Raw genomic sequence first — 26,066 nt, 5'->3', positions numbered from 1 at the left:
GGGGGGCTAAGTTCAGGCCATGAAATACGCTCTGCTGACCATTTGTATCCTTGTTGCAGGCTGTGACACTGTCCGCTCGACAACTGATCGAGTTTTCGGTCGCGACAAACCTGCGGCTGAACCAGAGGTCGCCGCGGAAGCTGACGTCACCGAATCCGTTCCGGTCCCCGCAACCGCCGCTGGTTGGGTTGGCGCCAAGACCACCATTGCCAGCTTGGGTGATCCGACAACGCCTGGACGCTGGATGGAAACGCCTTTGGTCGAGACAGAGTTCACAGGACGTGTTGTTGTGCCCAGAACAGGGGCGCAGGCCTATATCACGCTGGTCCCGGCCCGTGGGCCCGAAAGCGGCGGCAGCAGGCTGTCGCTGGATGCAATGCGGGCGCTGCTTTTGCCTTATGACGAACTTGTCGAGCTGGAAGTTTATTCCAACTGACCTTTCAGATATTTGCCAGCTTCACGCCGGGCAAAGGGCTTCATGGCCGCACTATGGTCGCGCAGAAAGTTAACCACTCGGTCCGCGTCATGTTTCGACAGCTCGCGCAGCCACCATGCGATTGCTTTCTGGATGAACCAGTCACGGTCGGGCACATAGCCCGCTGCCCAGCCAAGAATACGGTCGCGCCGGTTCAGGTCTTCTGGCTTGGGGTGGTTCTGCTTGGTCCAAGGCAGGGTGGCCACCAGCGCGGCGCGCCGTGTCCACATGTGGTCTGACGCTGTCCAGCTTTCGACCTGTTCCAACCGCGCCGGGTCCGCAGACAAGCGTTTCTGCATCGCCATACAGGCGTGATCTGCCACCGCCCAGGCGTCGAAATCTGGTAACCAGCTTTGCAGCAGGTCCCAAGCAGCCTCATCGGGGCGGATACGGGCTTGGGTTAGCAACTTGGCTGCGGCCAGACGGCCCTCGTGGATATCGGTCTGCCAGAGGGCGTCAGCCAGATCCACCCGCGCAGCAACGTCCAGTTCCTGTCGCCATAGTTTGCTCAGGTCGTTCAGAACCGGATTTGCAACGCCCAGATAGAGGCGTTCGACCTTGTGATAAGCCGCCATCTGCACGGCGCGCTCTGGGTCGGCATGGGCCCGGATCTGGTCAAGATAGGTGACGGGCGTCATTGGTCCGCAGCGCGTGTTGGCTTGCCGTCGATCGTCTGATGGTTCCGCTCAACCCAATAATCGCGGATATCGTCATCGGACTTACCGTCGACCCATTTCTGCATCGTGTCCCTTTCGGACTGGTATTCCATGAACGGTACGGCATACCCGCAAGAGGTCTGAACCATGTCAATCGCAATGTCATAGATCTGGCGGGCGCTGCGGTGGTCGGGAAACAGCCCGGCCAACGCGTCCCAGCCCTCGTCCCCGGCATGCAATGTACGCGCGGTGCCATAGGTCCTCAGGATCAGCGGGCGTGTGGTGAAGGAACACCACATGAGGGTCATGCGATTGACCTCAAGCAAATGCCCGGCGGTTTCATTGCCACTGCCGGTCAGGTTCATCCAGACAATCCGATTGGGCCCCAGTACCCGCAGCGAGTCCATCCCTTTGGGAGAGATATTGACCCGTCCTTCAGGTCCGGCGGTGCCGACGAAGAACAGATGCTGATCCTCGATAAACTTGCGATGGGCGTCATCCAGCGCCGGAAATTGCTTGGACATGTGTCACTCCACCGTTACGGATTTCGCCAGATTGCGCGGCTGGTCCACATCCGTGCCCTTGGCCACCGCGGTATGATAGGCCAGCAACTGAGCGGGCACCGAATAGAGGATCGGTGCAAGGCTGGGGTGCACATGCGGCATGCGGATCGTGCTCCAGACCCCGTCTTCGGCCTCGGCGATGCCGTCATCATCGGACACCAGGATGACTTTACCCTTGCGTGCCATGACCTCTTGCATATTCGACACGGTTTTGTCGAACACCGTGTCTCGCGGGGCCAGAACCACCACGGGCATGTGTTTATCGATCAGGGCAATGGGGCCGTGCTTTAGCTCACCCGAAGCATAACCTTCGGCATGGATATAGCTTATTTCCTTGAGTTTCAGCGCCCCTTCCATCGCCAGCGGGTACATCAGGCCGCGTCCCAGAAACAGAACATCGCGCGCCTCGGACAAGCGCTGGGCGGATTTCCTGATGGCCCGGTTCTGATCCAACGCGGTGTTCAGCACCGAAGGCAGCCCGCGCAACGCGGCGGCGTGATCGGCAAGTTCCTCGTCGCTCAACGTGCCACGGTCCTCGGCAGCCTTGAGCGCCAGCATCAGCAACACGCTCAGCTGACAGGTGAAGGCTTTGGTCGAGGCGACGCCAATCTCGACCCCGGCATGGATCGGCAGGGCGATGTCGCTTTCACGTGCGATCGAGCTTTCTGGAACATTGACGACTGAGACGACCTTGTCCGCTTTGCCGTCGCAATACCGCAGGGCGGCCAGCGTGTCGGCGGTTTCACCCGATTGGCTGACAAACAGCGCCATAGTGCGTTCCGGGATCGGAGGTTCACGATAGCGAAATTCGCTGGCGATATCGACTTCGACCGGTATTCTGGCAAGTTGCTCGAACCAGTATTTGGCGGTCAAACAGGCGTAGAAAGCAGTCCCGCAAGCGACCATCGTCAGACGGTCCAGCTTGGTGAAATCCAGATCCCCCGGCAGAACGACCTGATCCCCGGCAGAGGGCAGGTAGGACCGGATCGCCTCGGCAACCACAATCGGCTGTTCCGCGATTTCCTTGGCCATGAAATGCTTGTGCCCGGCCTTGTCGGCGCGGCTGTGATCCACTTTGATCTTGCGGGTTTCGCGATTGGCAAGCTCACCTGCTTCGTTGCGGATTTCCAGCGATGTGCGGGTCAGAACCGCACGGTCACCTTCTTCCAGATAGGTGATGCGATCCGTCAGCGGCGCTAGCGCGATGGCGTCCGAGCCGACAAACATCTCTCCGTCCCCGTGCCCGATTGCCAGTGGCGAGCCTTTGCGCGCGGCTACGATCAGGTCATCTTCGCCGTCAAACAGAAAGGCCAGGGCAAATGCGCCGACCAGGCGGTCGATGGTATTATAGGCGGCCTCAACCGGGGACAGCCCTGATTTGAGGTAATGTTCCGCCATCAGGGCGACGGTTTCCGTATCGGTTTCGGTTTCGAACCCGATCCCGTGTTCCGCCAGCTCTGTCCGCAGCTCCCGATAGTTTTCAACGATGCCGTTGTGAACAACGGCAACCGGCCCGGCCCGGTGGGGATGGGCATTCGAAACTGTCGGCGCGCCATGGGTGGCCCAGCGGGTATGGCCGATACCGGATTTACCCGGAAGCGGGTCATGCACCAGCAGGTCGCTGAGGTTTACCAGCTTGCCCACAGCCCGACGCCGACCCAGAGATCCGCCATTGACCGTAGCAATGCCTGCACTGTCATACCCCCTGTATTCCAGCCGTTTTAGGGCCTCGACCAGGATAGGGGCAGCTTCGTGCTTGCCCAATACACCTACAATCCCACACATCTGTCAGGCTCCTTTGTCGCGACGAGCCTTCTTCGCCGTCAACATGTCAAACAATTTACGCGCATAACCGGGCTTGTTGTCCTGCTTGGCGCGCGCTACGGCCAAAGCATCCGCTTCCACATCGCGCGTCACCACGGTTCCGGTGGCCGTCATCGCGCCGTCACCAATGGTGACAGGTGCCACCAACATGGTGTTCGATCCGATAAAGACGTTCTGGCCGATGGTTGTTTGGTGCTTCATTACGCCATCGTAATTGCAAGTGATCGTACCCGCGCCGATATTCGTCGCCGCCCCAACCGTTGCGTCCCCGATATAGCTGAGATGGTTGACCTTCGCGCCTTCGGCGATCTCAGCATTTTTGATCTCGACAAAATTACCGACGCGGGTGTTTTCTGCCAGCTCAGCGCCGGGGCGCAGCCGGGCATAGGGGCCGACGATGGCGCCGCGGCTGACATGGCAGCCCTCAAGATGAGAAAATGCCCGGATCGTCGCGCCGCTTTCCACCGTGACACCGGGGCCAAAGACCACATTGGGTTCTATCACTGTGTCGCGGCCAATGACGGTGTCGGCGGCCAGATAAACGGTTTCCGGCGCCATCAGCGTGACCCCCAGATCCAGCAGATCGGCGCGGGCACGGACCTGAAAAACCGCATCCGCAGCGGCCAGGTCAACGCGCGAGTTCACACCCAACGTTTGTGCCTCGTCACAGGCGACTGCGGTGACATTCAGGCCACGGGATCGGGCGATTGCCACGACATCCGGCAGGTAATATTCACCGGCGGCATTGTCATTTCCCACGCTGTCGATCAGCGAAAACAGCAATTCAGCGTCACAGGCCAAAAGGCCAGAATTACAAAGTGCTATATCGCGCTCTTTATCTGAGGCGTCTTTGTATTCGACGATGCGTTCAAGGGTCTGTCCGTTCATGACCAACCGGCCATAGCGTGCAGGATCTGCGGCCTCAAAACCCAGAATAACCAGATCGTTCTTGGCCCGCGCTTCGATCATACGTTCCAACGTATCGGGTTGCAAAAAGGGCGTGTCCCCGTACAGAACAACCACGTCGCCGTTGAAACCCTGCAGCGCTTCACGCGCCTGTGCGACAGCATGGGCGGTGCCCAGCTGTTCGGCCTGAATGGCGATTTGTGCGGTCTCGTCCTCGGCCAGGGTTGCTTTGGCAACGGCTTCGGACCCGTGCCCGGTGACAATGACGGTCCGCTCGGGCGACAGAACAGCACCAGCGCGCATGGCATGGACCAGCATAGGCGCCTGAGCAATCGGGTGCAGGACTTTCGGGATATCCGAATTCATCCTGGTGCCTTTACCGGCAGCAAGGATGACAAGGGCGATACTCATGAAATCGTTTTCTCTTTGTGTTTTGTTGCAGTCCGTTTTATCCGCTGAGGGTAAAGTCGCAAGCGGTTCAGCCATCAAACTAGATTGCCGTTTGCAACAAGACGTGGCGAAAACCCGCCGAGGCAGGAGGCGTAATGCGAACAGTCATCTTTGATCTGGACGGGACACTGGCGGATACTTCCGGGGATTTGCTGGAGGCCGCAAACCATTGTTTTCGCGATATGGGGCACGGCGATGTGCTGGTCCACGGGCAGGATGCTGGCATCGCTTTGCGTGGTGGGCGGATGATGCTGACCCACGGTTTGAAGCGGGTTGGGGCCTATGACGAGCAGGCTGTTCACGCTTATTACCCGATGCTTTTAGAAGCGTACTCGGAGGCGATTGACACCCATACCCGGTTTTATCCAGGCGCGCTGGACGCGGTTGGAAAGTTGAAAGAGGCCGGCTATGGCGTTGGTATCTGCACTAATAAACCCGAGGCTCTGGCACATCAGTTGCTGACCCAAATGGGTGTGCGCGACCGGTTTGGCTCACTCGTCGGTGCGGATACTTTGCCGGTTCGCAAACCCGATCCGGAGCCCCTGCGTGAAGCTGCCCGCCGGGCAGGTGGGCACCCGGATCTGTGCGTTCTGATCGGGGATTCCGACACCGACCGGAATACGGCGCTTGCTGCAGGTGTACCTTCGGTGCTTGTAACATTCGGGCCATCTGGCGACGACATGGCTGCGCTGAAACCCGAAGCGCTGTTGCATCATTTTGATGACCTGCCGAAACTTGTTTTTGATTTGGTCGGAGCTGCAGCCTGACCCCTTGACCCCGGCCCATCGCGGCCTCAAGAGCGAAAAGATGACTGAGAAGTTTACTGGCAATTTCACCCAGCAGGAACCAATCCCGGATGAGGCGATCGAGGCGGCTCTGGCCGTTTTGCGTCATGGCCGGCTGCACAGATATAACGTGTCGCCCGGCGAACTGGCCGAGACCGCCCTGTTAGAACAGGAATTTGCCGCGCAGACCGGCGCAAAATATTGTCTGGCGGTCTCCTCGGGCGGCTATGCACTGGCGACAGCATTGCGCGCGATAGGGGTGCAGCCCGGAGATACGGTTCTGACCAACGCTTTCACCCTGGCGCCGGTGCCGGGGGCGATTGCCTCGATCGGAGCCAAGCCGGTATTTGTCGGTGTGACCGAAGCGCTGACGATTGATCTGGATGATCTCGAAAGCAAACTGGATCAGTCTGATGTGCTGATGCTCAGCCATATGCGCGGGCATCTGTGCGACATGGATCGGTTGATGCAAATCTGCGATGCCGCCGGTGTGGCCGTGATCGAAGATTGCGCGCACACGATGGGCGCCGCATGGCGCGGGCAAAAATCCGGACGGCAGGGCGTTATCGGGTGTTATTCCTGCCAGACCTACAAGCACATAAATTCCGGTGAAGGCGGTTTGTTGATTACCGATGACGAGGAACTGGCTGCCAAGGCGACGGTCCTTTCAGGATCCTACATGCTGTATGAGCGCCACCTTGCAGCGCCGGGCCCAGAGGTGTTCGAGCGGATCAAGTACACCACGCCCAATGTCTCAGGGCGCATGGACAATTTGAGGGCCGCGATCCTTAGGCCGCAGCTTCGCAATCTGGAACAACAGATTGACCGGTGGAATGAGCGCTATGTCGAGATCGAAAAAGGGCTGCGCGGCACGCCGGGACTTACCATTGTCGAACGACCCGAGGCGGAAACTTATGTGGGCTCGTCTATTCAGTTCTTGCTGCTGGACTGGTCACCCGAACGGATTGCTCTTGTGATGCAGCGCTGCGCGGCGCGTGGTGTGGATCTGAAATGGTTCGGCGGAGCAGAGCCCACCGGGTTTACCTCGCGCTATGACAGTTGGCGATATGTGGAAAGCGCGCCTCTGCCTGCGAGTGACCGCATTTTGACCGGGATCATGGATATGCGAGTGCCATTGACTTTTTCACTGGATGATTGCCGGTTGATCGCACGGATCATTCGCTCCGAAGTCGGCGCGGTGTTCCAGTCCTGATCACATTACCTGTGACTCGAGCGGGGATTTTTGGTTCTTCCGCAGCCGCTCGACCAGTCTTTTTTGCAGCCGAATTTCAGGGATCGGATAAGACGGCACCGTATTCTTGGCTTCCAGCAGATTCGGAAAGATCATTTGGATTTCTTCGCGGGCCTGCGCCGTAACGGATGCCAGCGACGTGTCGGTCAGCAACAGGCTTTCGCTCGGGGCGCCATTTGCAAAAACGATTTCGTGGCTGTCGAACAGCAGGTGGTAATACACAACCTGATCAAGGCTGTTGTCTATCTCGATTCCCGGCAATTCCGACAGCTTGATGGCCGCGACCAGCACATCCGGCGATCCGAACATGCGCTGCGCCACCGCCGAAGAGATTTGCATTCTGTGCTGCCGGGAAACCAATAGATCCTGTTTCGGCAAACCGTCCCCCAATGCGGATTTCGCGATTCGAACCGGATTCAGGTTTGGATTGATTGCCAGATCGGTTGCCGAAAGATGCCGCTGTCCGATCCATCTGACAGGTTTCAGCCCCGATCGGGTCAGCACAAGATCACCTTCGCGCAAGGTTTCAACGGGACGTTCCCCGAATTCCGTCTCGATCAGGGTGCCCTGACAAAAACACACCAGTAACTCGATGTTATCGACAATGGCGCCAAGGCTATCATTAGGGCCAAGTTCGGTAAGGCGCAGGGTATAGTCACCGGCGGAAGGGAAATCGACCTGCATGGTGAATGTGGAAAAGCTGTTCGCAGTCGGCAGAACAGTCATCGAGGCGATAACGACGCCGTTGCTGTCCAGAATCTCGACGGTAAATCCTTCGCTGCCTGCATTCGAGTTAGATGCCGTCCTAAGTGCGGAATCCAGACTAAGCTCGCCGGATTTGGGGTCATCCAGCGTAAAGGTTTGCTCCATCACCGTGACTTGGCTTGCGTTGCCATCCATTTCGGCCACACGATTCGATGAACCATTCCCAAGATAGGCACCCTCAGTGTGGTCAGCTTCGATATCCGTACCAGACCAATTTGCGGAACCGCTATTAAAAGTACCATTTACGATGACATTGGTTGGGGCCATTCGCAGAATCCTTGAAGCAAAAAACCTTAACGGCTTTGGCGATCTAATCGTCGAGTATGGTGAATTTGTGACGCCCCGGACCGGCTCGCGGGTGAACCTTTTTCGGTCAGCGCTTGACCCGGGTTCATGGTCATGGCAGATTATTTGAACAATCGTTCATTTACTGGGAGAGTTCGATGTTCACGGCGGCCATGCAATTCGATCTGGGTGAAGATGTGAACGCACTGCGTGAAATGGTGCATCGCTGGGCGCAAGAGCGGGTGAAGCCGATGGCCGCGAAGGTCGATGCCTTGAACGCGTTTCCCAATGAGCTTTGGCGCGAGATGGGCGAATTGGGCCTGCTGGGAATTACAGTGTCCGAGGAATATGGTGGCGCGGCCATGTCCTATCTGGCCCATACCGTCGCAGTCGAAGAAGTGGCGCGGGCCTCTGCCTCAATCTCATTGTCATACGGGGCGCATTCAAACCTGTGCGTCAATCAGATCAAGCTGAACGGCAGCCCCGAGCAAAAGGCGAAATATCTGCCTCGGTTGATTTCCGGCGAACATGTGGGCGCGCTGGCCATGTCTGAGGCGTCCGCCGGATCAGACGTCGTTTCGATGAAGCTGAAGGCGGAAAAGCGCAACGACCACTACCGGCTGAACGGAAGCAAATACTGGATCACGAACGGGCCGGACGCGGATACTCTGGTCGTTTACGCCAAGACGGATCCTGATGCTGGATCCAAAGGGATCACCGCCTTTCTGGTCGAAAAAGAGATGACGGGCTTTTCCACGTCGCCCCATTTCGACAAGCTGGGCATGCGCGGATCAAACACGGCGGAATTGATTTTCGATGACGTCGAGGTGCCCTTTGAAAATGTACTGGGCGAGGAGGGTAAGGGTGTCACGGTTCTGATGTCAGGGCTGGATTACGAACGCGTCGTGCTCGCCGGGATCGGAACCGGAATCATGGCCGCCTGTCTGGACGAAGTCATGCCGTATTTGGCCGAGCGCAAGCAGTTCGGCAAACCGATTGGCAGCTTTCAGCTGATGCAGGGCAAGATTGCTGACATGTACACGGCCATGAATTCAGCCCGGGCTTATGTCTACGAGGTCGCCAAGGCCTGTGACCGCGGGGATGTGACCCGGCAAGATGCGGCAGCGTGCTGTCTGTATGCTTCGGAACAGGCCATGACGCAGGCCCATCAGGCAGTTCAGGCTATGGGCGGCGCGGGGTTCCTGTCGGATTCGCCGGTCAGCCGCATTTTCCGCGACGCCAAGCTGATGGAAATCGGCGCCGGTACCAGCGAAATCCGCCGGATGCTGATCGGACGGGAACTGATGAACGAAATGCTCTGAGCAAAAAAACGCCCCGCCGACGAGGTAACGGCAGGGCGTTCTGTGTAAAGGATCAGAAGCGGTGAACGTAGGATACGCCGACCAGCCAAGGATCGATTTCAGCGGTGCCGATATCGGCACCGTTCAGTGTGACATCCGAGTCGATATCGAACCAGCGAACGTTCAGACGCACGGCGCCTTTCTCGGTGACCATATAGTCCAGACCGGCCTGCAGTGCGAGGCCGACCGAGTTGTCGAGTTCGAGATCACCCAGAGCCGATTTTTCGTCGAAGAAGATGGTATAGTTGATGCCCGCGCCGACATAGGGTTTCCAGACCGAGTTGGTCGGGAAGTGATAGTTCAGCGACAGTGTGGGCGGCAGGTGTTTGACGGTCCCTGCGTCGAGGCTGCCACCCAGTGTGACCTCATGGCTGAACGGTGTGGCGGCCAGCAGCTCGATACCCAGATTATCCCGAACGAAATACTCGGCAGTAAAGATCGGGCGTGTGTCGGAATCGACATCTGCATCCAGCCCGGCGAGGGACCCATTGTCGGATTTCGGGTCGAGATAGCCGACACCGACACCAACGGTCCAGTCGCCCTGATTTTGGGCGAAAACGGGCGCAGCAAACGCGACGAGCGCGGTCGAAAGGGTCAAAGCGGCGAGTTTCTTGGTCATTTTACGGCCTTTGGATTTGTTGATGACCGGGTTTTGCATGAAGCAAAGCCCGCCGACTCTGATCTGCATCAAATTCCCGTGACCGTCTTTGGTGGCTCGATTCAGAAAAGACCTAGAAAAACAAAGGGTTTCGGTAATGTGTCCCGCTGAAAGCATACCTGGTTTGCATCAGGGTGGGGGCTGGGACCTGCCGGACCGGTTGAACATGGCGCGGCAATGTTTGGAACAGCCCCCAGAGCAGACGGCGATCATCGACCTGACCGGGGGTGAGGGCAAGGTCGTCACGTTTGCACAACTCGGACGCTTGGCCGATGACATCGCACTCGCCTTGCTCGATCGGGTGCGGGCTGGGGATCGCGTTGGAGTACTGCTCAGCCAGTCACCCGGCTGCGCGGCGGCGCATCTTGCGATCTGGAAGATCGGCGCGATTTCGGTGCCTTTGTTTAAATTGTTCAAACATGACGCGCTGGCCTCGCGTGTCGCGGATGCAGGGGCGCAACTGGTGTTGACAGACGCAGAGGGTGCTGCGCTGCTGGGGGATTTGGCCGTACCGGTTCGGGTCGATCAGATAGCTCCGTCTGATGATCCGGTGCCCTTTGCGGATACCGGCCCCGAGGATCCGGCAGTTCTGATCTATACTTCCGGCACCACGGGCAGCCCCAAAGGCGCGCTGCATGGGCATCGGGTTTTGACCGGCCATTTGCCGGGGGTCTCGATCAGCCACAACCATCTGCGCGAAGGTGACTGTCTGTGGACGCCCGCCGACTGGGCATGGATTGGCGGGTTGTTCGATGTGTTGATGCCAGGGCTGGCGCTGGGCATTCCCGTTGTGGCGGCCCGGCTTGAGAAATTCACCCCAGAGGCCTGTGTGGATGTTATCGCACGTGGCGGGGTACGGAACGTGTTCTTTCCGCCTACCGCATTGCGGATGCTCAAGGCCACGGATCAGGCGATCCCCGGTCTGCGCTCGGTCGCTTCCGGAGGGGAGCCGCTGGGTGCCGAGATGTTGGAATGGGGGAAGCAGGCGTTCGGCCTGACGATCAACGAATTCTACGGCCAGACCGAATGCAACATGGTCGTGTCTTCCTGCGCTGAGGATTTTCCCGTGCGCCCGGGTTGCATCGGGAAACCGGTTCCGGGGCATGATGTTGCAGTGATCGACCAGGATGGCCAGCCCACAGATCAAGAGGGCGACGTGGCCATCCGCCGAGGCTCGGCCTCGATGCTGCTGGAATACTGGAACCGACCTGAGGCCACGGCCGAGAAGTTCCGCGGCGATTGGCTGATCACCGGAGATCGCGGCGTGTGGGAGGGTGACTATCTACGCTTCGTCGGTCGTGAGGATGATGTGATCACCTCCGCCGGCTACCGCATCGGCCCTGCTGAGATCGAGGATTGCCTGTTGACCCATCCGGCGGTGGCGACAGTTGGTGTGGTCGGCAAGCCCGATCCGTTGCGGACCGAGATCGTGAAGGCGTATGTGGTGTTGAAACCGGGAGCCACGGTTGCGGAGCGGGAGTTGCAGGATTGGGTCAAGGATCGTCTGGCGCAGTATTCCTATCCGCGCGAGGTGGCGTTTCTGGAGGAACTGCCGATGACTGTGACGGGGAAAGTGATCCGGAAGGAATTGAAGGCGCGGGCGGCGTTGGAGGTCAGAAGATGAGTTTCAGAAACTCCGCGTCATTTGGAAAGCGCATCGAATATTGGGTTATCGGGCTGCTGCTAAAAGATGGCTTCGATGTATTTGTACCGCTTGTCGATGATGATGGCATTGACGCGATCATCCGAGGCAGAGCAGGACAAAAGATCGACCTGCAAATCAAAGCACGTTCGGGTCAGGTGAAATTTGGTTCTTCCGCTTTGTTCGGCGTCGGGCAGTCTCATCCGAAGGAACGAGATGGTTATTACTTTTTGTTCTATTCAGAACGTCTCGACGAAATGTGGCTAATGTCGTCAGCGGATTTCATAAAGAACTGCGTGACCACTTCCTCTGGAAAAAATGCAGGACATCGGAGTATTTGGATGAATGGGCGCTCGAAAGTCAGAAATCAAGAATATCCGAACCCAAGGTTTGATACATGGCGCATTTCAATGCAGGGCCAACCCGACTTTTCGCGATTGAGACAGGCGCTAGGGGAATAAGATGAAACTCACATCAAAAGCCATACCCACCTCTGAGGGCTTTAAAGCAAACCGCGCGGCTCATCTCGACGCGCTGGGGCAAATCTCTGACGTTGCCGAAGCGGCCCGTATGGGCGGGGGTGAGAAATCCCGCGCGCGGCATGAATCGCGGGGCAAGATGCTGCCCCGGCGCCGGGTTGCGAACCTGCTCGATCCGGGGTCTCCGTTTCTCGAAATCGGCGCGACGGCGGCGCATGGGATGTATGGTGATGCAGCGCCAAGCGCTGGTGTGATTGCGGGCATTGGCCGGGTGCAGGGGCGCGAGGTCATGGTGGTTTGCAACGACGCCACCGTGAAGGGCGGCACTTATTATCCGATGTCGGTCAAGAAACACCTGCGCGCGCAGGAGATTGCCGAGGAAAGCCAACTCCCCTGTATCTATCTGGTCGACAGCGGCGGGGCGAACCTGCCTAATCAGGATGAGGTCTTTCCCGACCGCGACCACTTTGGCCGCATCTTCTATAATCAGGCCCGAATGAGTGCCAAAGGAATCCCTCAGATCGCGGTGGTCATGGGTTCGTGTACGGCGGGCGGGGCCTATGTGCCCGCGATGTCGGATGTGACGATCATCGTCAAAGATCAGGGCACGATCTTTCTGGCCGGTCCGCCTTTGGTCAAGGCCGCGACCGGGGAGGTTGTCAGCGCCGAGGATCTGGGCGGTGGCGACGTCCATACCCGTCTGTCCGGCGTGGCTGATTACCTGGCTGAGGACGACGCCCACGCGCTGGCCTTGGCGCGGCAGGCGGTGGGATCGTTGAATCTGCGCAAACCGCAGACCGTGGATTGGGCCAGCCCCGAAGACCCGGCTTATGACCCCGAGGAAATTCTGGGCGTTGTTCCCGCCGACCTGCGCACGCCCTATGATATCCGCGAGGTGATCGCGCGGCTTGTCGATGGCTCTCGGTTCGACGAATTCAAACCGCGCTTTGGTGAGACGCTTGTGACCGGCTTTGCCCATGTCAAAGGCTGCCCGGTTGGGATCATCGCCAACAACGGCGTGCTGTTTTCCGAGGCCGCCCAAAAAGGCGCGCATTTTGTCGAGCTGTGCTCGCAACGCAAAATCCCGCTGGTATTCCTGCAAAATATCACCGGCTTTATGGTGGGCCGCAAATACGAAAACGAAGGCATCGCGCGGCATGGGGCCAAGATGGTGACAGCCGTTGCTACGACCTCGGTACCCAAGATCACCATGCTGGTGGGCGGCTCGTTCGGGGCCGGGAACTATGGCATGGCCGGGCGGGCCTATCAGCCCAGGTTCCTGTGGACTTGGCCGAACTCGCGTATTTCCGTAATGGGGGGCGAGCAGGCGGCGGGCGTGCTGGCCACCGTCAAACGAGACGGGATCGAGCGGCAGGGTGGCAGTTGGTCGGCTGAGGAAGAGATCGAATTCAAGCGCCCAACATTGGATATGTTCGAGGAACAATCTCACCCACTCTATGCCTCGGCGCGCCTATGGGACGACGGCATCATCGACCCGCGCAAAAGTCGCGATGTTCTGGCCTTGTCGCTGAGTGCCGCCCTGAATGCCCCGATTGAGGAGACACGTTTCGGCGTGTTCAGGATGTAGATACGATGAATCTAAAAAAGAAAATTCTTGATACCATGCCTGAGGTCAAAGTGCCGGACCTCACTAAAAGAGCAGAGATTTCTGTTTTTCTGGTGCACAACTCTCGCGATCCGGAGGACTACTTTTTTCTCTTTGATTTCGAGGAATTTGTTGATCGGTCGAATGGCGGCTACTTCGTTCGCCCGGCGTTAAAGATATTCTCTGGGCGAGACGATTTCAGTCGCGTTCGGTTTGCGCGCGAATTTCGCCAGGTTTTTGCGCGTGAATTTGATCGGATGCGTGCAGAACTCGCAGCCGAGAAGGGTAAGCGTGGTTGGTTGAGTTGGAGTTTCGGATTGAACTCGGCTGTGGATATCGTTGGCGGATTGGTCGGTAACATAATTTTGGCAATCGCCCTATCCGTAGGGAAGAAAGTGTTCGGTGACATCGCTTTGCCACGCATCTTGATGGGTAAAAGCGATGAAGCCAAGCTTGCGGACGAAATTGACAGAACAAAGACTAAGGTCGAAGGCGCGCTGGCTGAGATCGAGATCACTATTCACCCCGAACTTTATCACCACGCATATCGCGATGGTCATCTTGGCAAGATTAGCGGCATGGATCGGGATGCATGGCCGTTGCCGAACTTTGTTCGCGTGCATTTGACAGACGAAAAGAGTGGGTCATGGTGGTAGGAGGCGATCAATGTTCAACAAAATCCTGATTGCTAACCGGGGCGAGATTGCCTGTCGGGTGATGGAAACGGCTCAGAAAATGGGTGTGTCCTGTGTTGCAGTGTATTCGGACGCGGACGCCTCGGCCAAGCATGTGCAAATGGCGGATGAGGCGGTGCATATCGGTGGAGCGGCCCCGGCGGACAGCTATTTAAAGGGTGATGTGATCATTCAGGCAGCGTTGGATACAGGCGCGCAGGCGATCCACCCCGGCTATGGGTTTCTGTCTGAAAACCCCGGTTTCGTTGACGCGGTTGAGGCTGCGGGTCTGATCTTTATCGGGCCCTCGGCGGATGCGATCCGCAAGATGGGCCTCAAAGACGCGGCAAAAGTGTTGATGGAGCAGGCGGGCGTGCCCGTGGTTCCGGGTTATCACGGCGATAACCAAGACCCTGATCATCTGGCGGGCGCGGCCCAGACCATCGGCTATCCAGTGCTGATCAAAGCCGTTGCGGGGGGCGGCGGCAAGGGGATGCGGCTGGTAGAGCACCCCGAAGACTTTACTGAGGCTCTAGACAGTGCGCGGGGAGAGGCAAAAACCGCCTTTGGCAACGATGCCGTTCTGGTCGAAAAATTCGTATCCAAGCCCCGGCATATCGAGGTGCAAGTGTTCGGCGATGGCACCCAAGCGGTGCATCTGTTCGAACGCGATTGTTCGCTGCAACGGCGGCACCAGAAAGTGATCGAAGAGGCCCCGGCTCCTGGAATGACAACTGAAATGCGTGAGGCCATGGGGCAGGCGGGCGTGCGCGCCGCCGAGGCGATTGGCTACAAGGGCGCAGGCACGGTTGAGTTCATCGTCGATGCCTCGGACGGGCTGCGCCCGGATCGGTTCTGGTTCATGGAGATGAACACGCGCTTGCAGGTGGAACACCCCGTGACCGAGGCGATTACCGGCGTTGATCTGGTCGAATGGCAGTTGCGAGTCGCTTCGGGTGAGGCGTTGCCAAAAACGCAGGATGACCTGACGATCAACGGGCATGCGTTCGAAGCCCGGCTTTACGCCGAGGACGTGCCCAAAGGGTTTCTGCCCGCAACAGGTACGCTGACACATCTGCGCTTTCCTGCGGAATGCCGCGCCGATAGCGGAGTGCGGTCCGGCGATACAATCAGCCCCTGGTACGATCCGATGATTGCCAAGGTCGTGGTGCATGGCCCGACGCGTGCGGTGGCGCTGGAAAACCTGCACCGGGTTCTGCGGCGGACCGAGGTTGCCGGGACGGTCACGAATCTCTCGTTTCTTGGCGCGCTGACCCGGCACCCTGGATTTGCGGCGGGCGATGTCGATACCGGGCTGATCGGTCGGGATATCGACGGGCTGGTCCGAACTTCTGACGCGGGCGCGCGCTTGATTGTTGCAGCAGCCATGACGGCGCTTGATCTGGTCGAGACCGGGCCCGACACGGGTTTCAGCCTGTGGGCGCCGCTGCACCGGGCCGTCCAGTTGAAGTGCGATAGCGAGCTCATTGATCTAGACGTACAGGTCGAAGGACCTGACCGGCAGGTCTGGCAGATCAAGGACACAACGGTTCTGGCGCAACGGCGCAATGGAGGCTGGTACATAGATGACCGCCCGATGCCGCCCGTGGCACTGGCTGGTGCGACAATCACAGTATTCGATGACTATGGGCAAGTGTTTGAGCATGTCGATCCGCTGGATCGCGATGCAAGCGCCTTGGGCGATACGAATGTGGTCGAGGCGCCGATGCCCGGTCTGGTCAAGGCCATGTTCGCCACCGTAGGGCAAGCCGTCTCAGAAGGTGATCGACTGGCCATTCTGGAAGCGATGAAAATGGAGCATTCTCTGCTGGCCGCCCGCGATGGCGTGATCGCCGAGGTGCTGGCCGAAACCGGCGCTCAGGTCGAGGCCGGCGCGGCGCTGGTCCGGCTGGAGGAGGAATGATCTGTCCCGCTGCGCCGCAACGTGGCACAGTCGTGACAACACGGCATAACGGGAGGCGAAAGCTATGGGTGAACGGGTCGACATTTTTGAAGTAGGGCCACGTGATGGGCTGCAGAACGAACAGCGGGAAATTCCTGTTGCCGAGAAGGTCGCTCTGATCGATTGCCTGAGCAAGGCGGGCTTCAATCGGATCGAAGTTGCCAGTTTTGTGTCTCCGAAATGGGTGCCCCAGATGGCTGGCAGTGCCGATGTTCTGGCCGGGATCCAGCGGGTTGGTAAGGTGCGCTATGCGGCGCTGACGCCGAATATGCGTGGGTACGAGGACGCCTTGTCTGCCAAAGCGGATGAGATTGCCGTATTCGCATCTGCCTCGGAAGGGTTCTCGAAGGCCAATGTCAACGCGACCATCGCCGAATCCATTGAGAGGTTCAAACCGATCCTAGAGGCTGCGCGCCATATTGACCTGCCGGTGCGCGGTTACGTGTCCTGCGTGACCGACTGCCCCTATGATGGTCCGACCCCACCCGAGAAGGTGGCCGAGATTGCGGACACACTATTTGCGCTGGGTTGCTATGAGGTATCGCTGGGAGATACGATCGGGCAGGGAACACCGGACACTATCGCCCATATGCTTCTGGCGGTGCGTGAGACGGTGCCTGTTACCCGCTTGGCGGGACATTTCCACGACACCAATGGTCGGGCCATCGACAATATCGACGCTGCATTGGCGCTGGGCGTGCGGACATTTGACTCAGCAGTCGGGGGGCTGGGCGGTTGCCCCTACGCACCTGGCGCAGCAGGGAACGTGGCCACCGAAGCCGTGGTCGCGCATCTAGAGCGTCTTGGATACGAAACGGGACTTGATCTGGGGATCGTGGAACAAGCGGCACAAATGGCACTGGCCATGAGGGCGGAGTAGGCGATGTTTGAAACGATCTCGGTCACGGTTGATCCACGTGGCGTTGCAACCCTGACGCTGAACCGCCCGGAAAAGCATAATGCGATGTCCGCGCAGATGATCCGGGAACTGACACAAGCGGCGGTGCAGTTGGGCAGCGATGGCACAGTGCGCGTCGTCGTTCTGACCGGAGCAGGCAAAAGCTTTTGTGCCGGTGGGGATCTGGGCTGGATGCAGGACCAGATGGCAGCGGATCCTCAGACACGCTTTGTCGAAGCACGCAAACTGGCCGAGATGTTGCAGGCGTTGAACGTGATGCCCAAACCGCTGATCGGAGCGTTACAGGGCAACGCCTTTGGTGGCGGCGTGGGACTTGCCGCCGTCTGCGACGTGGCAATAGGTGTCGAGACCCTGAAAATGGGCTTGACCGAGACGCGACTGGGTCTGATCCCGGCCACCATCGGCCCCTATGTTGTCGCTCGGATGGGGGCGGCACGTGCGCGGCGGGTCTTTATGTCGGCCCGATTGTTTGACGCGGCCGAGGCCGTCGATTTGGGCCTATTGGCCAAATCGGTCTCAGCAGAAGATCTGGCGGACGCTGTCGAGGCCGAGGTTGAACCCTATCTGTCATGTGCGCCTGGTGCGGTGGCCTCGGCCAAGGCCTTGGTCCATGGTTTGGGGCCGCGTGTTGACGATCCCGTTATCGACCAAACGATCCGGGCGCTTGTTGCGCGCTGGGAAACCGACGAGGCGCATGAGGGAATCAGCGCATTCTTCGACAAGCGAAAACCTGTATGGAATAGTTAGGTTTACGTTCTGTCGGTTTGGGCGTTTCACGGATCGAAGTTCGGCTGGAATGAAACGGAATATTAGGGTGCCATGCGGTTGTGTTTGGTTGACCCTCTGACCCCGCGCGGATAGAGAATGTCCAGTCAACACGCTAATTGACGGCGCTCCCCTACTGGGCACGCGCAGGAAAGGAGCTATTCGTGGAAGACCTGCTGCGGGAGTACCTCCCGATCCTGGTGTTTCTGGTCGTCGCTGCGGGCCTTGGAATCGTCCTGATTCTTGCCGCTGTGGTGCTGGCCGTCCGCAATCCCGACCCTGAAAAGGTCAGCGCTTATGAATGCGGCTTCAACGCCTTCGATGATGCGCGGATGAAATTCGACGTCCGATTCTATCTGGTCGCGATTCTTTTCATCATCTTCGATCTGGAAATTGCGTTCCTGTTCCCTTGGGCCGTGGCTTTCAAAGACATCAGCGATGTCGGATTCTGGTCCATGATGGTGTTCCTGGGCGTTCTGACCATCGGCTTTGCCTATGAATGGAAGAAGGGGGCCCTGGAATGGGAGTGATGACGGGTGCAAACACCGCCGGCGTCGACAAAGAAGTCGCCACCCAGGCCCTGAATGCCGAGCTGCAGGACAAAGGCTTTCTGCTGACCTCGACGGAGGACATCATCAACTGGGCCCGAACCGGGTCGTTGCACTGGATGACCTTCGGGCTGGCCTGTTGCGCAGTTGAGATGATGCACACCTCGATGCCGCGTTATGATGCAGAACGGTTCGGTATCGCGCCACGCGCGTCCCCACGTCAGTCAGACGTTATGATTGTGGCCGGAACGCTGACCAACAAAATGGCGCCTGCGCTGCGTAAGGTCTATGACCAGATGCCCGAGCCGCGCTATGTGATCTCGATGGGCTCCTGCGCCAACGGCGGCGGGTATTACCATTATTCCTATTCTGTTGTGCGCGGCTGTGACCGCATTGTGCCGGTCGATATCTACGTGCCTGGATGCCCTCCGACGGCTGAGGCGCTGTTGTATGGTCTGATGCAGCTGCAGCGCAAAATCCGCCGCACCGGCACCATTGTACGCTGAGGAGGGGGCAATGAGCGAAGCACTCAAAGAACTCGGCGCGCAGCTGGAACTCAAACGGACCGATTGCGTTCTGTCCTGGGATGTCACCCATGATGAGTTGAACGTGGACGTGGCCCCGTCGAACCTTGTGGAATTTATCGAATTCCTGAAGGGCGATGCCAGTTGCAAGTTTTCGACCCTGGTGGACATCACAGCCGTTGACTATCCCGAACGGGCCAAGCGGTTCGATGTGGTCTATCACTTCCTGTCGATGTACCAGAACCAGCGTATCCGCCTGCGCGTGTCGATCCGTGAGGATGACATGGTACCGTCGATTGTCGATGTTCACCCTTCGGCCAACTGGTTCGAGCGCGAGGTGTTCGATATGTTCGGCATCCTTTTCTCGGGCCATCCTGATCTGCGGCGAATCCTGACCGACTATGGCTTTCGTGGCTATCCGCTGCGCAAGGATTTCCCGACCACCGGTTATACCGAGGTCCGTTATGACGAGGCGCAAAAGCGTGTGGTCTATGAGCCGGTCAATCTGGTGCAGGAATACCGTCAGTTTGATTTCATGTCTCCGTGGGAGGGTGCGAATTACATCCTGCCCGGCGATGAGAAACAGGAGAACGAATAATGGGTGGCATTTGGTGGCTGATCCTATCTGCACTGACCATCATCCCGATGGTGAAGATTTTGCCGTTCTTCGGGATTAACAAATACTGGTGCCTGCTCTGTCTGATCCCCTTTGGCACGATCGCGTTGCTGTGGTGGGTCGGGCTGAAACTGCAAGAGCTGGAGCGCCGCTGAGATGATGATGCTGGGGGAACTGATCGTGCTGGGTGCGCTGGGGGTCCTTCTGGCGGGGGCTGCAGCCAAGGCGGCCGAGGCCGAAAAGGTCCGGGTTCGGGCTGATGCAAAAAAGAATAAGCGGGGGCGTTGATGGACGGCTCAAGATACGATGACGGCAGCACGGACGCGCTGAGCGGAGAACAGAAGATCCGCAATTTCAACATTAACTTTGGCCCGCAACACCCTGCCGCGCATGGGGTTTTGCGGCTTGTGCTTGAGCTGGATGGCGAGATTGTTGAGCGTTGCGACCCGCATATCGGTTTGTTGCACCGTGGCACCGAAAAACTGATGGAAAGCCGGACGTATCTGCAGAACCTGCCGTATTTCGACCGTCTGGACTATGTGGCGCCGATGAACCAGGAACATGCCTGGTGTCTGGCCATCGAAAAGCTGACCGGGGTCGAGGTGCCGCGCCGCGGCTCATTGATCCGGGTGCTGTATTCCGAGATCGGGCGCATTCTGAACCACTTGCTGAACGTGACCACCCAGGCGATGGATGTGGGCGCGTTGACTCCGCCGCTCTGGGGCTTTGAAGAGCGCGAAAAGCTGATGGTGTTCTATGAGCGGGCATGCGGTGCCCGCCTGCACGCGGCCTATTTCCGCCCCGGCGGCGTACATCAGGACCTGCCGCCGGAACTGCTGGACGATATCGAGGCGTGGAGCCACGAATTCCCCACCATTCTCGACGATATTGACGGTCTGCTGACCGAGAACCGCATCTTCAAACAGCGCAACGCCGATATTGGTGTGGTGACTGAGGATGACATCCAGAAATACGGTTTTTCGGGTGTAATGGTCCGTGGATCGGGTCTGGCCTGGGACCTGCGTCGCGCGCAGCCCTATGAATGCTATGATGAATTCGAGTTCCAGATCCCCGTCGGCAAGAACGGCGACTGCTATGACCGTTATCTCTGCCGCATGGAAGAGATGCGTCAATCACTGCACATCATCCGTCAGGCCATCGCCAAAATCCGGGACTGCCCCGGAGACGTTCTGGCCCGTGGCAAGATCACCCCGCCGAAACGCTCGGATATGAAAACCTCGATGGAGAGCCTGATCCATCACTTCAAGCTGTACACCGAAGGCTTCCACGTGCCTGCGGGCGAGGTCTATGCCGCCGTCGAGGCCCCGAAGGGCGAATTCGGCGTCTATCTGGTCGCCGATGGCACCAACAAGCCTTACAGAGCCAAACTGCGCGCGCCGGGCTTCCTGCACCTGCAAGCCATGGACCACATTGCCGGAGGCCACCAACTGGCCGACGTCGCAGCCATCATCGGCACCATGGACGTTGTGTTCGGGGAGATTGATCGGTGAAGAAGCTCTTAGCGTTTACCTTAGCTATCCTTCCTATGGGCCATGCGGTATCGGCGGCGCCTTTGAGTGATTTTTGCCTCTTTCTATCCCCAGACATTCTGGAGAAAGTAGCCGACTGTAGCGCAACGAAAGGTTGTTATCCGGTTGACGAGTTTCCGGAGGTGTTCGAGCACTACAGATCGCTTGAAGAGCGCGCTTCGAACTATGTGTTGAGCAAACTTAGCTCATCAGAAAGCTGCATGGTGTATTCTAGATTGTTGGCGGGGTCAGGCGTTGAGAACTGTCCCGCCGGACAAGAGCCATTTTTGTGGGCCATTTTTGATCTAGTGGACGCCAAAGTGATCTCGTCCAATAATTCAAATGATCCAAATTTATGGAAACTTGGATTGGCAGAAAATGGGGAATGTGCTTAATGCTCCGCCGTCTCTATCCTGAACAACCCGATAGCTTTGCCTTCACCGCTGCCAACCGGCAATGGGCCGAAGCGCAGATCACCAAATACCCCGAAGGCCGTCAGGCCAGCGCGGTGATCCCTCTGCTGTGGCGCGCGCAAGAACAAGAGGGCTGGCTGAGCCGTCCGGCGATTGAATCCGTCGCTGACATGCTGGGAATGGCCTATATCCGTGTGCTCGAAGTCGCCTCGTTCTATTTCATGTTCCAGCTGCAGCCGGTTGGCTCGGTGGCGCATATTCAGGTCTGCGGCACCACCTCCTGCATGATCTGCGGGGCCGAGGATTTGATTGCGGTCTGCAAGGATAAGATCGCCGCCAAGCCGCATGCTTTGTCCGCCGATGGCAAGCTGAGTTGGGAAGAGGTCGAATGCCTGGGCTCTTGCACCAACGCGCCGATGGCGCAGATCGGCAAGGACTATTACGAAGACCTGACCGCCGAGGGTTTTGGCAAGATCATCGACGATCTGGCCGCTGGCAAAGTGCCGACACCGGGTCCTCAGAACGGGCGCTATGCGGCAGAGCCTTTGAAGGGGCTGACCAGCCTGTCAGAATATGACAGCGGCCGAACCCAGTATAACGCCAGCGTTCAGTTGGCGACTGATCTGGGGGATACCGTCAAACGCATCGACGGGACCGAGGTTCCGATCCTTACGCCATGGCTGGGCAAGGATGGCAAGGCAGCGGCGACAAAGGCTGCTCCGAAACCTCCCAAGGCCCCCGCACCTGCCAAACCTGCGGTGAAACAAGCGGCTGAAGCGAAGGCGGTCAAAGAAGACCAACCCGACACGCTTTCGGGTGCGCGGGACGGCAAGTCGGACGATCTGAAGCTGCTTAAAGGTGTCGGGCCTAAGCTTGAGAAGACGCTGAACGAGCTGGGCTTCTATCATTATGATCAGATCGCCAAATGGACGCCCGAGCAGGTTGCCTGGGTTGATGCGCGGCTGAAGTTCAAAGGCCGGATCGAGAGAGACGGCTGGATTGATCAGGCCACCAAGCTGGCGGCGGGTGAAGAAACCGAGTTCGCCAAGCGGGTCAAGGACGACGGTACATACGAAGACTAGGATGTGTGCCCGCTCTGGGCATTTAGGACAAGATGGACAAGGACAAGGAACAGGCCATGGCCCGCAAGGGTCGACATATCGGAGTGGTCATCGCCGTGACCATGCTGATCTGGCTTGCCATGACCATGTTCATTGGCCCTGCGATGGAACTGCCGGGACGCTATGCGCTGCTGTTTGATTTTGCCGCGCTGGCCGGGTTCATCTATGCGGGCGTCAACATTTTTCAACTCTGGCGCATGCGTCAGGACAGCTGAAGGTAACACATGATGCTGAAGGATCAGGACAGGATCTTTACCAACATCTACGGGATGCATGAGCGTACATTGCGCGGTGCACAGGCCCGGGGGCATTGGGACGGCACCGCTGGCCTGATCGGCAACGGGCGCGACTGGATCATCCAGACGATGAAGGATTCAGGGCTTCGCGGGCGTGGCGGTGCGGGTTTCCCAACCGGGTTGAAATGGTCATTCATGCCCAAAGAAAGCGACGGCCGCCCATCCTATCTTGTTGTGAACGCGGACGAATCCGAGCCTGGCACATGTAAAGACCGTGAGATCATGCGCCACGATCCGCATACGTTGATCGAGGGGTGTCTGATCGCCTCATTCGCGATGAATGCGCATACCTGCTATATCTACCTGCGCGGAGAATATATCCGTGAACGCGAAGCGCTGCAGGCCGCGATTGACGAAGCGTACGACGCGGGCATGCTGGGCAAGAACGCCGCTGGGTCAGGCTGGGACTTCGATCTGTTCCTGCATCACGGGGCGGGCGCCTATATCTGTGGTGAAGAAACTGCTCTGATCGAAAGCCTTGAGGGCAAAAAGGGCATGCCGCGGATGAAGCCGCCGTTCCCGGCGGGCGCAGGTCTGTATGGGTGCCCAACCACGGTGAACAATGTGGAATCCATTGCGGTAGTGCCGACGATCTTGCGTCGCGGGGCCGACTGGTTCGCGGGCTTTGGCCGTCAGAACAACGCGGGCACCAAGCTGTTTGCGATCTCGGGCCATGTGAACAATCCTTGCGTCGTTGAAGAGGCGATGTCGATTCCGTTTGAACAACTGATCGAAACCCATTGCGGCGGCATTCGCGGCGGCTGGGACAATTTGCTGGCGGTTATTCCGGGTGGTTCGTCGGTGCCCTGTGTGCGCGGTGAGAACATGCGCGACGCGATCATGGACTTTGACCACCTGCGCAACGATCTGGGCTCGGGCCTGGGTACGGCTGCGGTGATCGTGATGGATAAATCCACCGATATAATCAAAGCGATCTGGCGATTGTCGAAGTTTTACAAACATGAAAGCTGCGGTCAGTGCACACCGTGTCGTGAAGGCACCGGATGGATGATGCGCGTCATGGATCGCCTTGTGCGCGGTGAGGCCGAGTTGGAAGAGATCGACATGCTGTTTGACGTAACCAAACAGGTGGAAGGCCACACGATCTGTGCCCTCGGTGATGCGGCAGCCTGGCCAATCCAGGGCCTGATCCGCAATTTCCGGGAAGAAATCGAAGACCGCATCAAGGCCCAGAAATCGGGCCGCACGGGTGCGATGGCAGCGGAGTGATTCAAATGGAAGTATTCTCGGACTATGGCCATGCACTTGCATCGGTGATGATCTTCACCCTCGTCGTCCTGTTCCTAGCCCCATTTTCGGCAATGGCCAAACAGGGCAAAGGGCTGGCGCCAGGCGCCACGCCCGAGCAAGATTATTCAGACAGGGCCTATCGGTTGAACCGTGCTTATCTGAACGGCACTGAAACGCTTCCTGCTTTTGCGGCGGTTACGATCGCGGCAATTTTGGTGGGGGTCAGCCCGTTTTGGGTAAACTTGCTCGCCTCGGTGGCACTGGTTTCGCGTCTGGCAATGCTGTTTGTTCATCTGCGTGGACTGGGTAAGCCGAACTCTGGCTTGCGCTCGGTTCTTTACGTGGTTGCCTGGCTTTGCATGTTCGTGATGGGGATCATGGCATTGGTGGCGGCGTTTTAATGATTGTACGAACTGTTGATCTTGTGACCAGAACCAAGAATGTTTCCCTCATCGGCGCAGTTTTACTGCTGGTGGCGGTTTCGGCCTGCGGGCTGATTAAGCCTTCGGAAGATCGTATTCTATTCGATGGCAAGTCGTTCAGAGCCAAAGCAAAGCACATCAACAAAAAAGCGTCTCCTTCGGATTTCACGGTTGTGATCAAAGGAGTATCTGCCTCATTGGATGGTGCGCGCGAGGCTGGCCGTTATGAGGGCACCAAGTTTTGCATCGCGAATTTCGGATCCTCCAGGATCGACTGGAAGGTCGGGCCGGATACCGAACCACAAAACCTTCAGATCAACGATGACAGACTAACCTTTGCCGGGAGCTGCCGCCGTCCATGAAGCGGGTTTTTGCATATCACGCCGTGACAGGCCCATTGCTATTGCATAGCAATGCTGGCCTCCGTCGTCTTGGTCTTTCCAAGACGAAAGGATTTGTCATGTCTGGTATCAAAATGCTTGCCGTTGCAACGGCGCTGACACTGCCCGCGGTTGCTTTGGCTAAACCTCCCTTGCGCGAAGTCAAAGAGATCGACAACGAACTCTATTACATCGCAATCGCGAACGAAATTTCGGAATACTGCCCCTCCATCAGCGGACGGCGTATGAAGGCGATTGGTGTGATGTGGGGCTTGCGGTCGAAGGCGAACCAGTTGGGCTATTCCGACAGTGAAATCCGCTCCTATGTCGATTCGGATGCAGAAAAAGACCGAATGCGCGCCAAGGGCGAGGCCTATCTGGCCCAAAATGGCGTGTCGTATGACCGGCCGAATTCCTTCTGTACGCTTGGTCGCGCGGAAATTGAAAGAAACAGCGCCATCGGCGTGTATTTGAGGGCGAATTGAGTATGGGTTTCAGAGCTTTGATGACGGGCTTTGCTGGTGTTTTGCTTTTGGTCTTAGCTGGATGCGAGTCAACATCCAGCCAAGCTTTGGACGCTGACACATCTCGCGCTCAGTTTCGTACACAGGTTCCGCAGAGCCTCTATGATGTGGCCTTTGCCAACGCTATGGCAGAGCAGATTGCAGGCGGTTGTCCGAATTTGTCGCTCAATCGTTCGCAGATCAGGCAAAGCATGAAAACGGTAGCTGACGACCTAGAAGCCAAGGGGTATCGGGAAAGTGATTTTGTCTATCTCGAAAGAAATTTGCCGCGGAAGCGGATACAGGACGACGCTATTCGTTATATCCAAGGAAACGGCATCGTGATTGGCGTTCCAGATACGATGTGCTCGGCAGGGCGAAGCGAAATCGCCAAAAAATCTGCTATCGGCACATTCCTGAAAGGGTAGTTTAAAT

General features: G+C 58.0%; 31 protein-coding genes. 25 read left to right on the top strand and 6 right to left on the bottom strand.

Translation table 11 applies throughout. From position 1 onward, the window contains the following. The first annotated feature begins 19 nt into the window (after nucleotides 1–19). Complete coding sequence (locus AC2FJW_RS12010; protein WP_496750179.1) at nucleotides 20–436, top strand: hypothetical protein; 417 nt, start codon at nucleotides 20–22, stop codon at nucleotides 434–436. Here the strand turns inward: AC2FJW_RS12010 and AC2FJW_RS12005 are convergent. From AC2FJW_RS12005 to glmU, 4 genes are read right to left on the bottom strand one after another with little or no spacing between them, the layout of a single operon-like run. Next, on the bottom strand, nucleotides 424–1,113 hold the full coding sequence (locus AC2FJW_RS12005) for a DNA alkylation repair protein (protein ID WP_496713049.1): 690 nt from the start codon (nucleotides 1,111–1,113) through the stop codon (nucleotides 424–426). The genes AC2FJW_RS12010 and AC2FJW_RS12005 overlap by 13 nt on opposite strands. Continuing rightward, nucleotides 1,110–1,655 (bottom strand): pyridoxamine 5'-phosphate oxidase family protein, encoded by a 546-nt coding sequence (locus AC2FJW_RS12000; RefSeq protein ID WP_496702129.1) that lies wholly within the window; start codon nucleotides 1,653–1,655, stop codon nucleotides 1,110–1,112. Before AC2FJW_RS12000 ends, AC2FJW_RS12005 begins: the two co-directional genes overlap by 4 nt. Nucleotides 1,656–1,658: 3 nt before the next feature. Next, nucleotides 1,659–3,479: a glutamine--fructose-6-phosphate transaminase (isomerizing) gene (gene glmS / locus AC2FJW_RS11995; protein WP_496750178.1), complete on the bottom strand. Its 1,821-nt coding sequence runs from the start codon at nucleotides 3,477–3,479 to the stop codon at nucleotides 1,659–1,661. A 3-nt stretch (nucleotides 3,480–3,482) separates the two neighbouring features. Then, nucleotides 3,483–4,835, bottom strand: coding sequence for a bifunctional UDP-N-acetylglucosamine diphosphorylase/glucosamine-1-phosphate N-acetyltransferase GlmU (glmU, locus tag AC2FJW_RS11990; protein WP_496750177.1), 1,353 nt, complete (start codon nucleotides 4,833–4,835; stop codon nucleotides 3,483–3,485). A gap of 134 nt (nucleotides 4,836–4,969) precedes the next feature. Here glmU and AC2FJW_RS11985 point away from each other — a divergent pair, with 134 nt between their 5' ends. Beyond that, complete coding sequence (locus AC2FJW_RS11985; protein ID WP_496750176.1) at nucleotides 4,970–5,641, top strand: HAD-IA family hydrolase; 672 nt, start codon at nucleotides 4,970–4,972, stop codon at nucleotides 5,639–5,641. Nucleotides 5,642–5,681: 40 nt separating this feature from the next. Continuing rightward, on the top strand, nucleotides 5,682–6,872 hold the full coding sequence (locus tag AC2FJW_RS11980; protein ID WP_271950215.1) for a DegT/DnrJ/EryC1/StrS family aminotransferase: 1,191 nt from the start codon (nucleotides 5,682–5,684) through the stop codon (nucleotides 6,870–6,872). On the opposite strand, the gene AC2FJW_RS11975 is transcribed toward AC2FJW_RS11980, so the two are convergent. Beyond that, on the bottom strand, nucleotides 6,873–7,943 hold the full coding sequence (locus AC2FJW_RS11975) for a Hint domain-containing protein (protein WP_496750175.1): 1,071 nt from the start codon (nucleotides 7,941–7,943) through the stop codon (nucleotides 6,873–6,875). Nucleotides 7,944–8,119: 176 nt separating this feature from the next. Between AC2FJW_RS11975 and AC2FJW_RS11970 the strand changes: the two genes are divergently transcribed. Continuing rightward, nucleotides 8,120–9,283 (top strand): isovaleryl-CoA dehydrogenase, encoded by a 1,164-nt coding sequence (locus AC2FJW_RS11970; RefSeq protein ID WP_496750174.1) that lies wholly within the window; start codon nucleotides 8,120–8,122, stop codon nucleotides 9,281–9,283. 52 nt (nucleotides 9,284–9,335) lie between these two features. Here the strand turns inward: AC2FJW_RS11970 and AC2FJW_RS11965 are convergent, their stop codons facing one another. Beyond that, complete coding sequence (locus AC2FJW_RS11965; RefSeq protein WP_142635181.1) at nucleotides 9,336–9,941, bottom strand: OmpW/AlkL family protein; 606 nt, start codon at nucleotides 9,939–9,941, stop codon at nucleotides 9,336–9,338. Nucleotides 9,942–10,077: 136 nt separating this feature from the next. Between AC2FJW_RS11965 and AC2FJW_RS11960 the strand changes: the two genes are divergently transcribed. The 21 genes from AC2FJW_RS11960 (at nucleotide 10,078) to AC2FJW_RS11860 (ending at nucleotide 26,059) form a co-directional block, all read left to right on the top strand. After that, nucleotides 10,078–11,604, top strand: coding sequence for an AMP-binding protein (locus AC2FJW_RS11960; RefSeq protein WP_496750173.1), 1,527 nt, complete (start codon nucleotides 10,078–10,080; stop codon nucleotides 11,602–11,604). After that, nucleotides 11,601–12,083 carry a DUF4365 domain-containing protein gene (locus AC2FJW_RS11955; RefSeq protein WP_281994878.1) on the top strand — a complete coding sequence of 161 codons (483 nt, stop codon included), beginning with the start codon at nucleotides 11,601–11,603 and terminating at the stop codon, nucleotides 12,081–12,083. The genes AC2FJW_RS11960 and AC2FJW_RS11955 overlap by 4 nt, the downstream gene beginning before the upstream one ends. Before the next feature lies 1 nt (nucleotide 12,084). Beyond that, nucleotides 12,085–13,689: a carboxyl transferase domain-containing protein gene (locus AC2FJW_RS11950; protein ID WP_496750172.1), complete on the top strand. Its 1,605-nt coding sequence runs from the start codon at nucleotides 12,085–12,087 to the stop codon at nucleotides 13,687–13,689. 5 nt (nucleotides 13,690–13,694) lie between these two features. Next, nucleotides 13,695–14,363, top strand: coding sequence for a hypothetical protein (locus AC2FJW_RS11945; RefSeq protein WP_496750171.1), 669 nt, complete (start codon nucleotides 13,695–13,697; stop codon nucleotides 14,361–14,363). A 10-nt stretch (nucleotides 14,364–14,373) separates the two neighbouring features. Beyond that, the gene (locus AC2FJW_RS11940; RefSeq protein WP_496750170.1) at nucleotides 14,374–16,305 is read left to right on the top strand and encodes an acetyl/propionyl/methylcrotonyl-CoA carboxylase subunit alpha; all 1,932 of its coding nucleotides are present in this window, start codon (nucleotides 14,374–14,376) and stop codon (nucleotides 16,303–16,305) included. Between the two features lie 64 nt (nucleotides 16,306–16,369). Beyond that, nucleotides 16,370–17,224: a hydroxymethylglutaryl-CoA lyase gene (locus AC2FJW_RS11935; RefSeq protein ID WP_496750169.1), complete on the top strand. Its 855-nt coding sequence runs from the start codon at nucleotides 16,370–16,372 to the stop codon at nucleotides 17,222–17,224. Nucleotides 17,225–17,227: 3 nt separating this feature from the next. Next, nucleotides 17,228–18,010, top strand: coding sequence for a crotonase/enoyl-CoA hydratase family protein (locus AC2FJW_RS11930; RefSeq protein WP_496750168.1), 783 nt, complete (start codon nucleotides 17,228–17,230; stop codon nucleotides 18,008–18,010). A gap of 182 nt (nucleotides 18,011–18,192) precedes the next feature. Then, entirely contained in the window at nucleotides 18,193–18,558 is a 366-nt protein-coding gene (locus AC2FJW_RS11925) for an NADH-quinone oxidoreductase subunit A (RefSeq protein WP_496690852.1), read from the top strand. Next, on the top strand, nucleotides 18,549–19,082 hold the full coding sequence (locus tag AC2FJW_RS11920) for a NuoB/complex I 20 kDa subunit family protein (RefSeq protein ID WP_037307875.1): 534 nt from the start codon (nucleotides 18,549–18,551) through the stop codon (nucleotides 19,080–19,082). The genes AC2FJW_RS11925 and AC2FJW_RS11920 overlap by 10 nt, the downstream gene beginning before the upstream one ends. Before the next feature lie 10 nt (nucleotides 19,083–19,092). Then, nucleotides 19,093–19,698, top strand: a complete 606-nt coding sequence (locus AC2FJW_RS11915; RefSeq protein ID WP_496701738.1) for an NADH-quinone oxidoreductase subunit C — start codon at nucleotides 19,093–19,095, stop codon at nucleotides 19,696–19,698. Further along, complete coding sequence (locus AC2FJW_RS11910) at nucleotides 19,698–19,871, top strand: hypothetical protein (RefSeq protein WP_170433422.1); 174 nt, start codon at nucleotides 19,698–19,700, stop codon at nucleotides 19,869–19,871. The genes AC2FJW_RS11915 and AC2FJW_RS11910 overlap by 1 nt, the downstream gene beginning before the upstream one ends. Nucleotides 19,872–19,878: 7 nt before the next feature. Further along, complete coding sequence (locus AC2FJW_RS11905; protein ID WP_496689750.1) at nucleotides 19,879–20,004, top strand: hypothetical protein; 126 nt, start codon at nucleotides 19,879–19,881, stop codon at nucleotides 20,002–20,004. Continuing rightward, complete coding sequence (locus tag AC2FJW_RS11900) at nucleotides 20,004–21,227, top strand: NADH-quinone oxidoreductase subunit D (RefSeq protein WP_496694871.1); 1,224 nt, start codon at nucleotides 20,004–20,006, stop codon at nucleotides 21,225–21,227. Before AC2FJW_RS11905 ends, AC2FJW_RS11900 begins: the two co-directional genes overlap by 1 nt. Continuing rightward, nucleotides 21,224–21,640, top strand: a complete 417-nt coding sequence (locus AC2FJW_RS11895; protein WP_496708807.1) for a hypothetical protein — start codon at nucleotides 21,224–21,226, stop codon at nucleotides 21,638–21,640. Before AC2FJW_RS11900 ends, AC2FJW_RS11895 begins: the two co-directional genes overlap by 4 nt. Further along, nucleotides 21,640–22,740: an NADH-quinone oxidoreductase subunit NuoE gene (gene nuoE, locus AC2FJW_RS11890; protein WP_496750167.1), complete on the top strand. Its 1,101-nt coding sequence runs from the start codon at nucleotides 21,640–21,642 to the stop codon at nucleotides 22,738–22,740. The genes AC2FJW_RS11895 and nuoE overlap by 1 nt, the downstream gene beginning before the upstream one ends. A gap of 32 nt (nucleotides 22,741–22,772) precedes the next feature. Next, nucleotides 22,773–22,994, top strand: coding sequence for a DUF5337 domain-containing protein (locus AC2FJW_RS11885; RefSeq protein WP_271950193.1), 222 nt, complete (start codon nucleotides 22,773–22,775; stop codon nucleotides 22,992–22,994). 12 nt (nucleotides 22,995–23,006) lie between these two features. Next, on the top strand, nucleotides 23,007–24,305 hold the full coding sequence (gene nuoF / locus AC2FJW_RS11880; RefSeq protein ID WP_496750312.1) for an NADH-quinone oxidoreductase subunit NuoF: 1,299 nt from the start codon (nucleotides 23,007–23,009) through the stop codon (nucleotides 24,303–24,305). Nucleotides 24,306–24,310: 5 nt separating this feature from the next. Further along, nucleotides 24,311–24,727, top strand: a complete 417-nt coding sequence (locus AC2FJW_RS11875) for an MAPEG family protein (RefSeq protein ID WP_281994871.1) — start codon at nucleotides 24,311–24,313, stop codon at nucleotides 24,725–24,727. After that, nucleotides 24,727–25,110 (top strand): hypothetical protein, encoded by a 384-nt coding sequence (locus AC2FJW_RS11870; RefSeq protein ID WP_496750166.1) that lies wholly within the window; start codon nucleotides 24,727–24,729, stop codon nucleotides 25,108–25,110. The genes AC2FJW_RS11875 and AC2FJW_RS11870 overlap by 1 nt, the downstream gene beginning before the upstream one ends. Before the next feature lie 98 nt (nucleotides 25,111–25,208). Next, complete coding sequence (locus AC2FJW_RS11865) at nucleotides 25,209–25,613, top strand: DUF5333 domain-containing protein (RefSeq protein WP_271950189.1); 405 nt, start codon at nucleotides 25,209–25,211, stop codon at nucleotides 25,611–25,613. Between the two features lie 20 nt (nucleotides 25,614–25,633). Beyond that, nucleotides 25,634–26,059 (top strand): DUF5333 family protein, encoded by a 426-nt coding sequence (locus tag AC2FJW_RS11860; RefSeq protein WP_271950187.1) that lies wholly within the window; start codon nucleotides 25,634–25,636, stop codon nucleotides 26,057–26,059. The last annotated feature ends 7 nt before the right edge of the window (nucleotides 26,060–26,066 follow it).

This window comes from Ruegeria sp. CDSA020, assembly GCF_059612345.1.
Note: the sequence above shows the minus strand (reverse complement) of the source record. Positions and strands in the feature narration are given on the sequence as shown.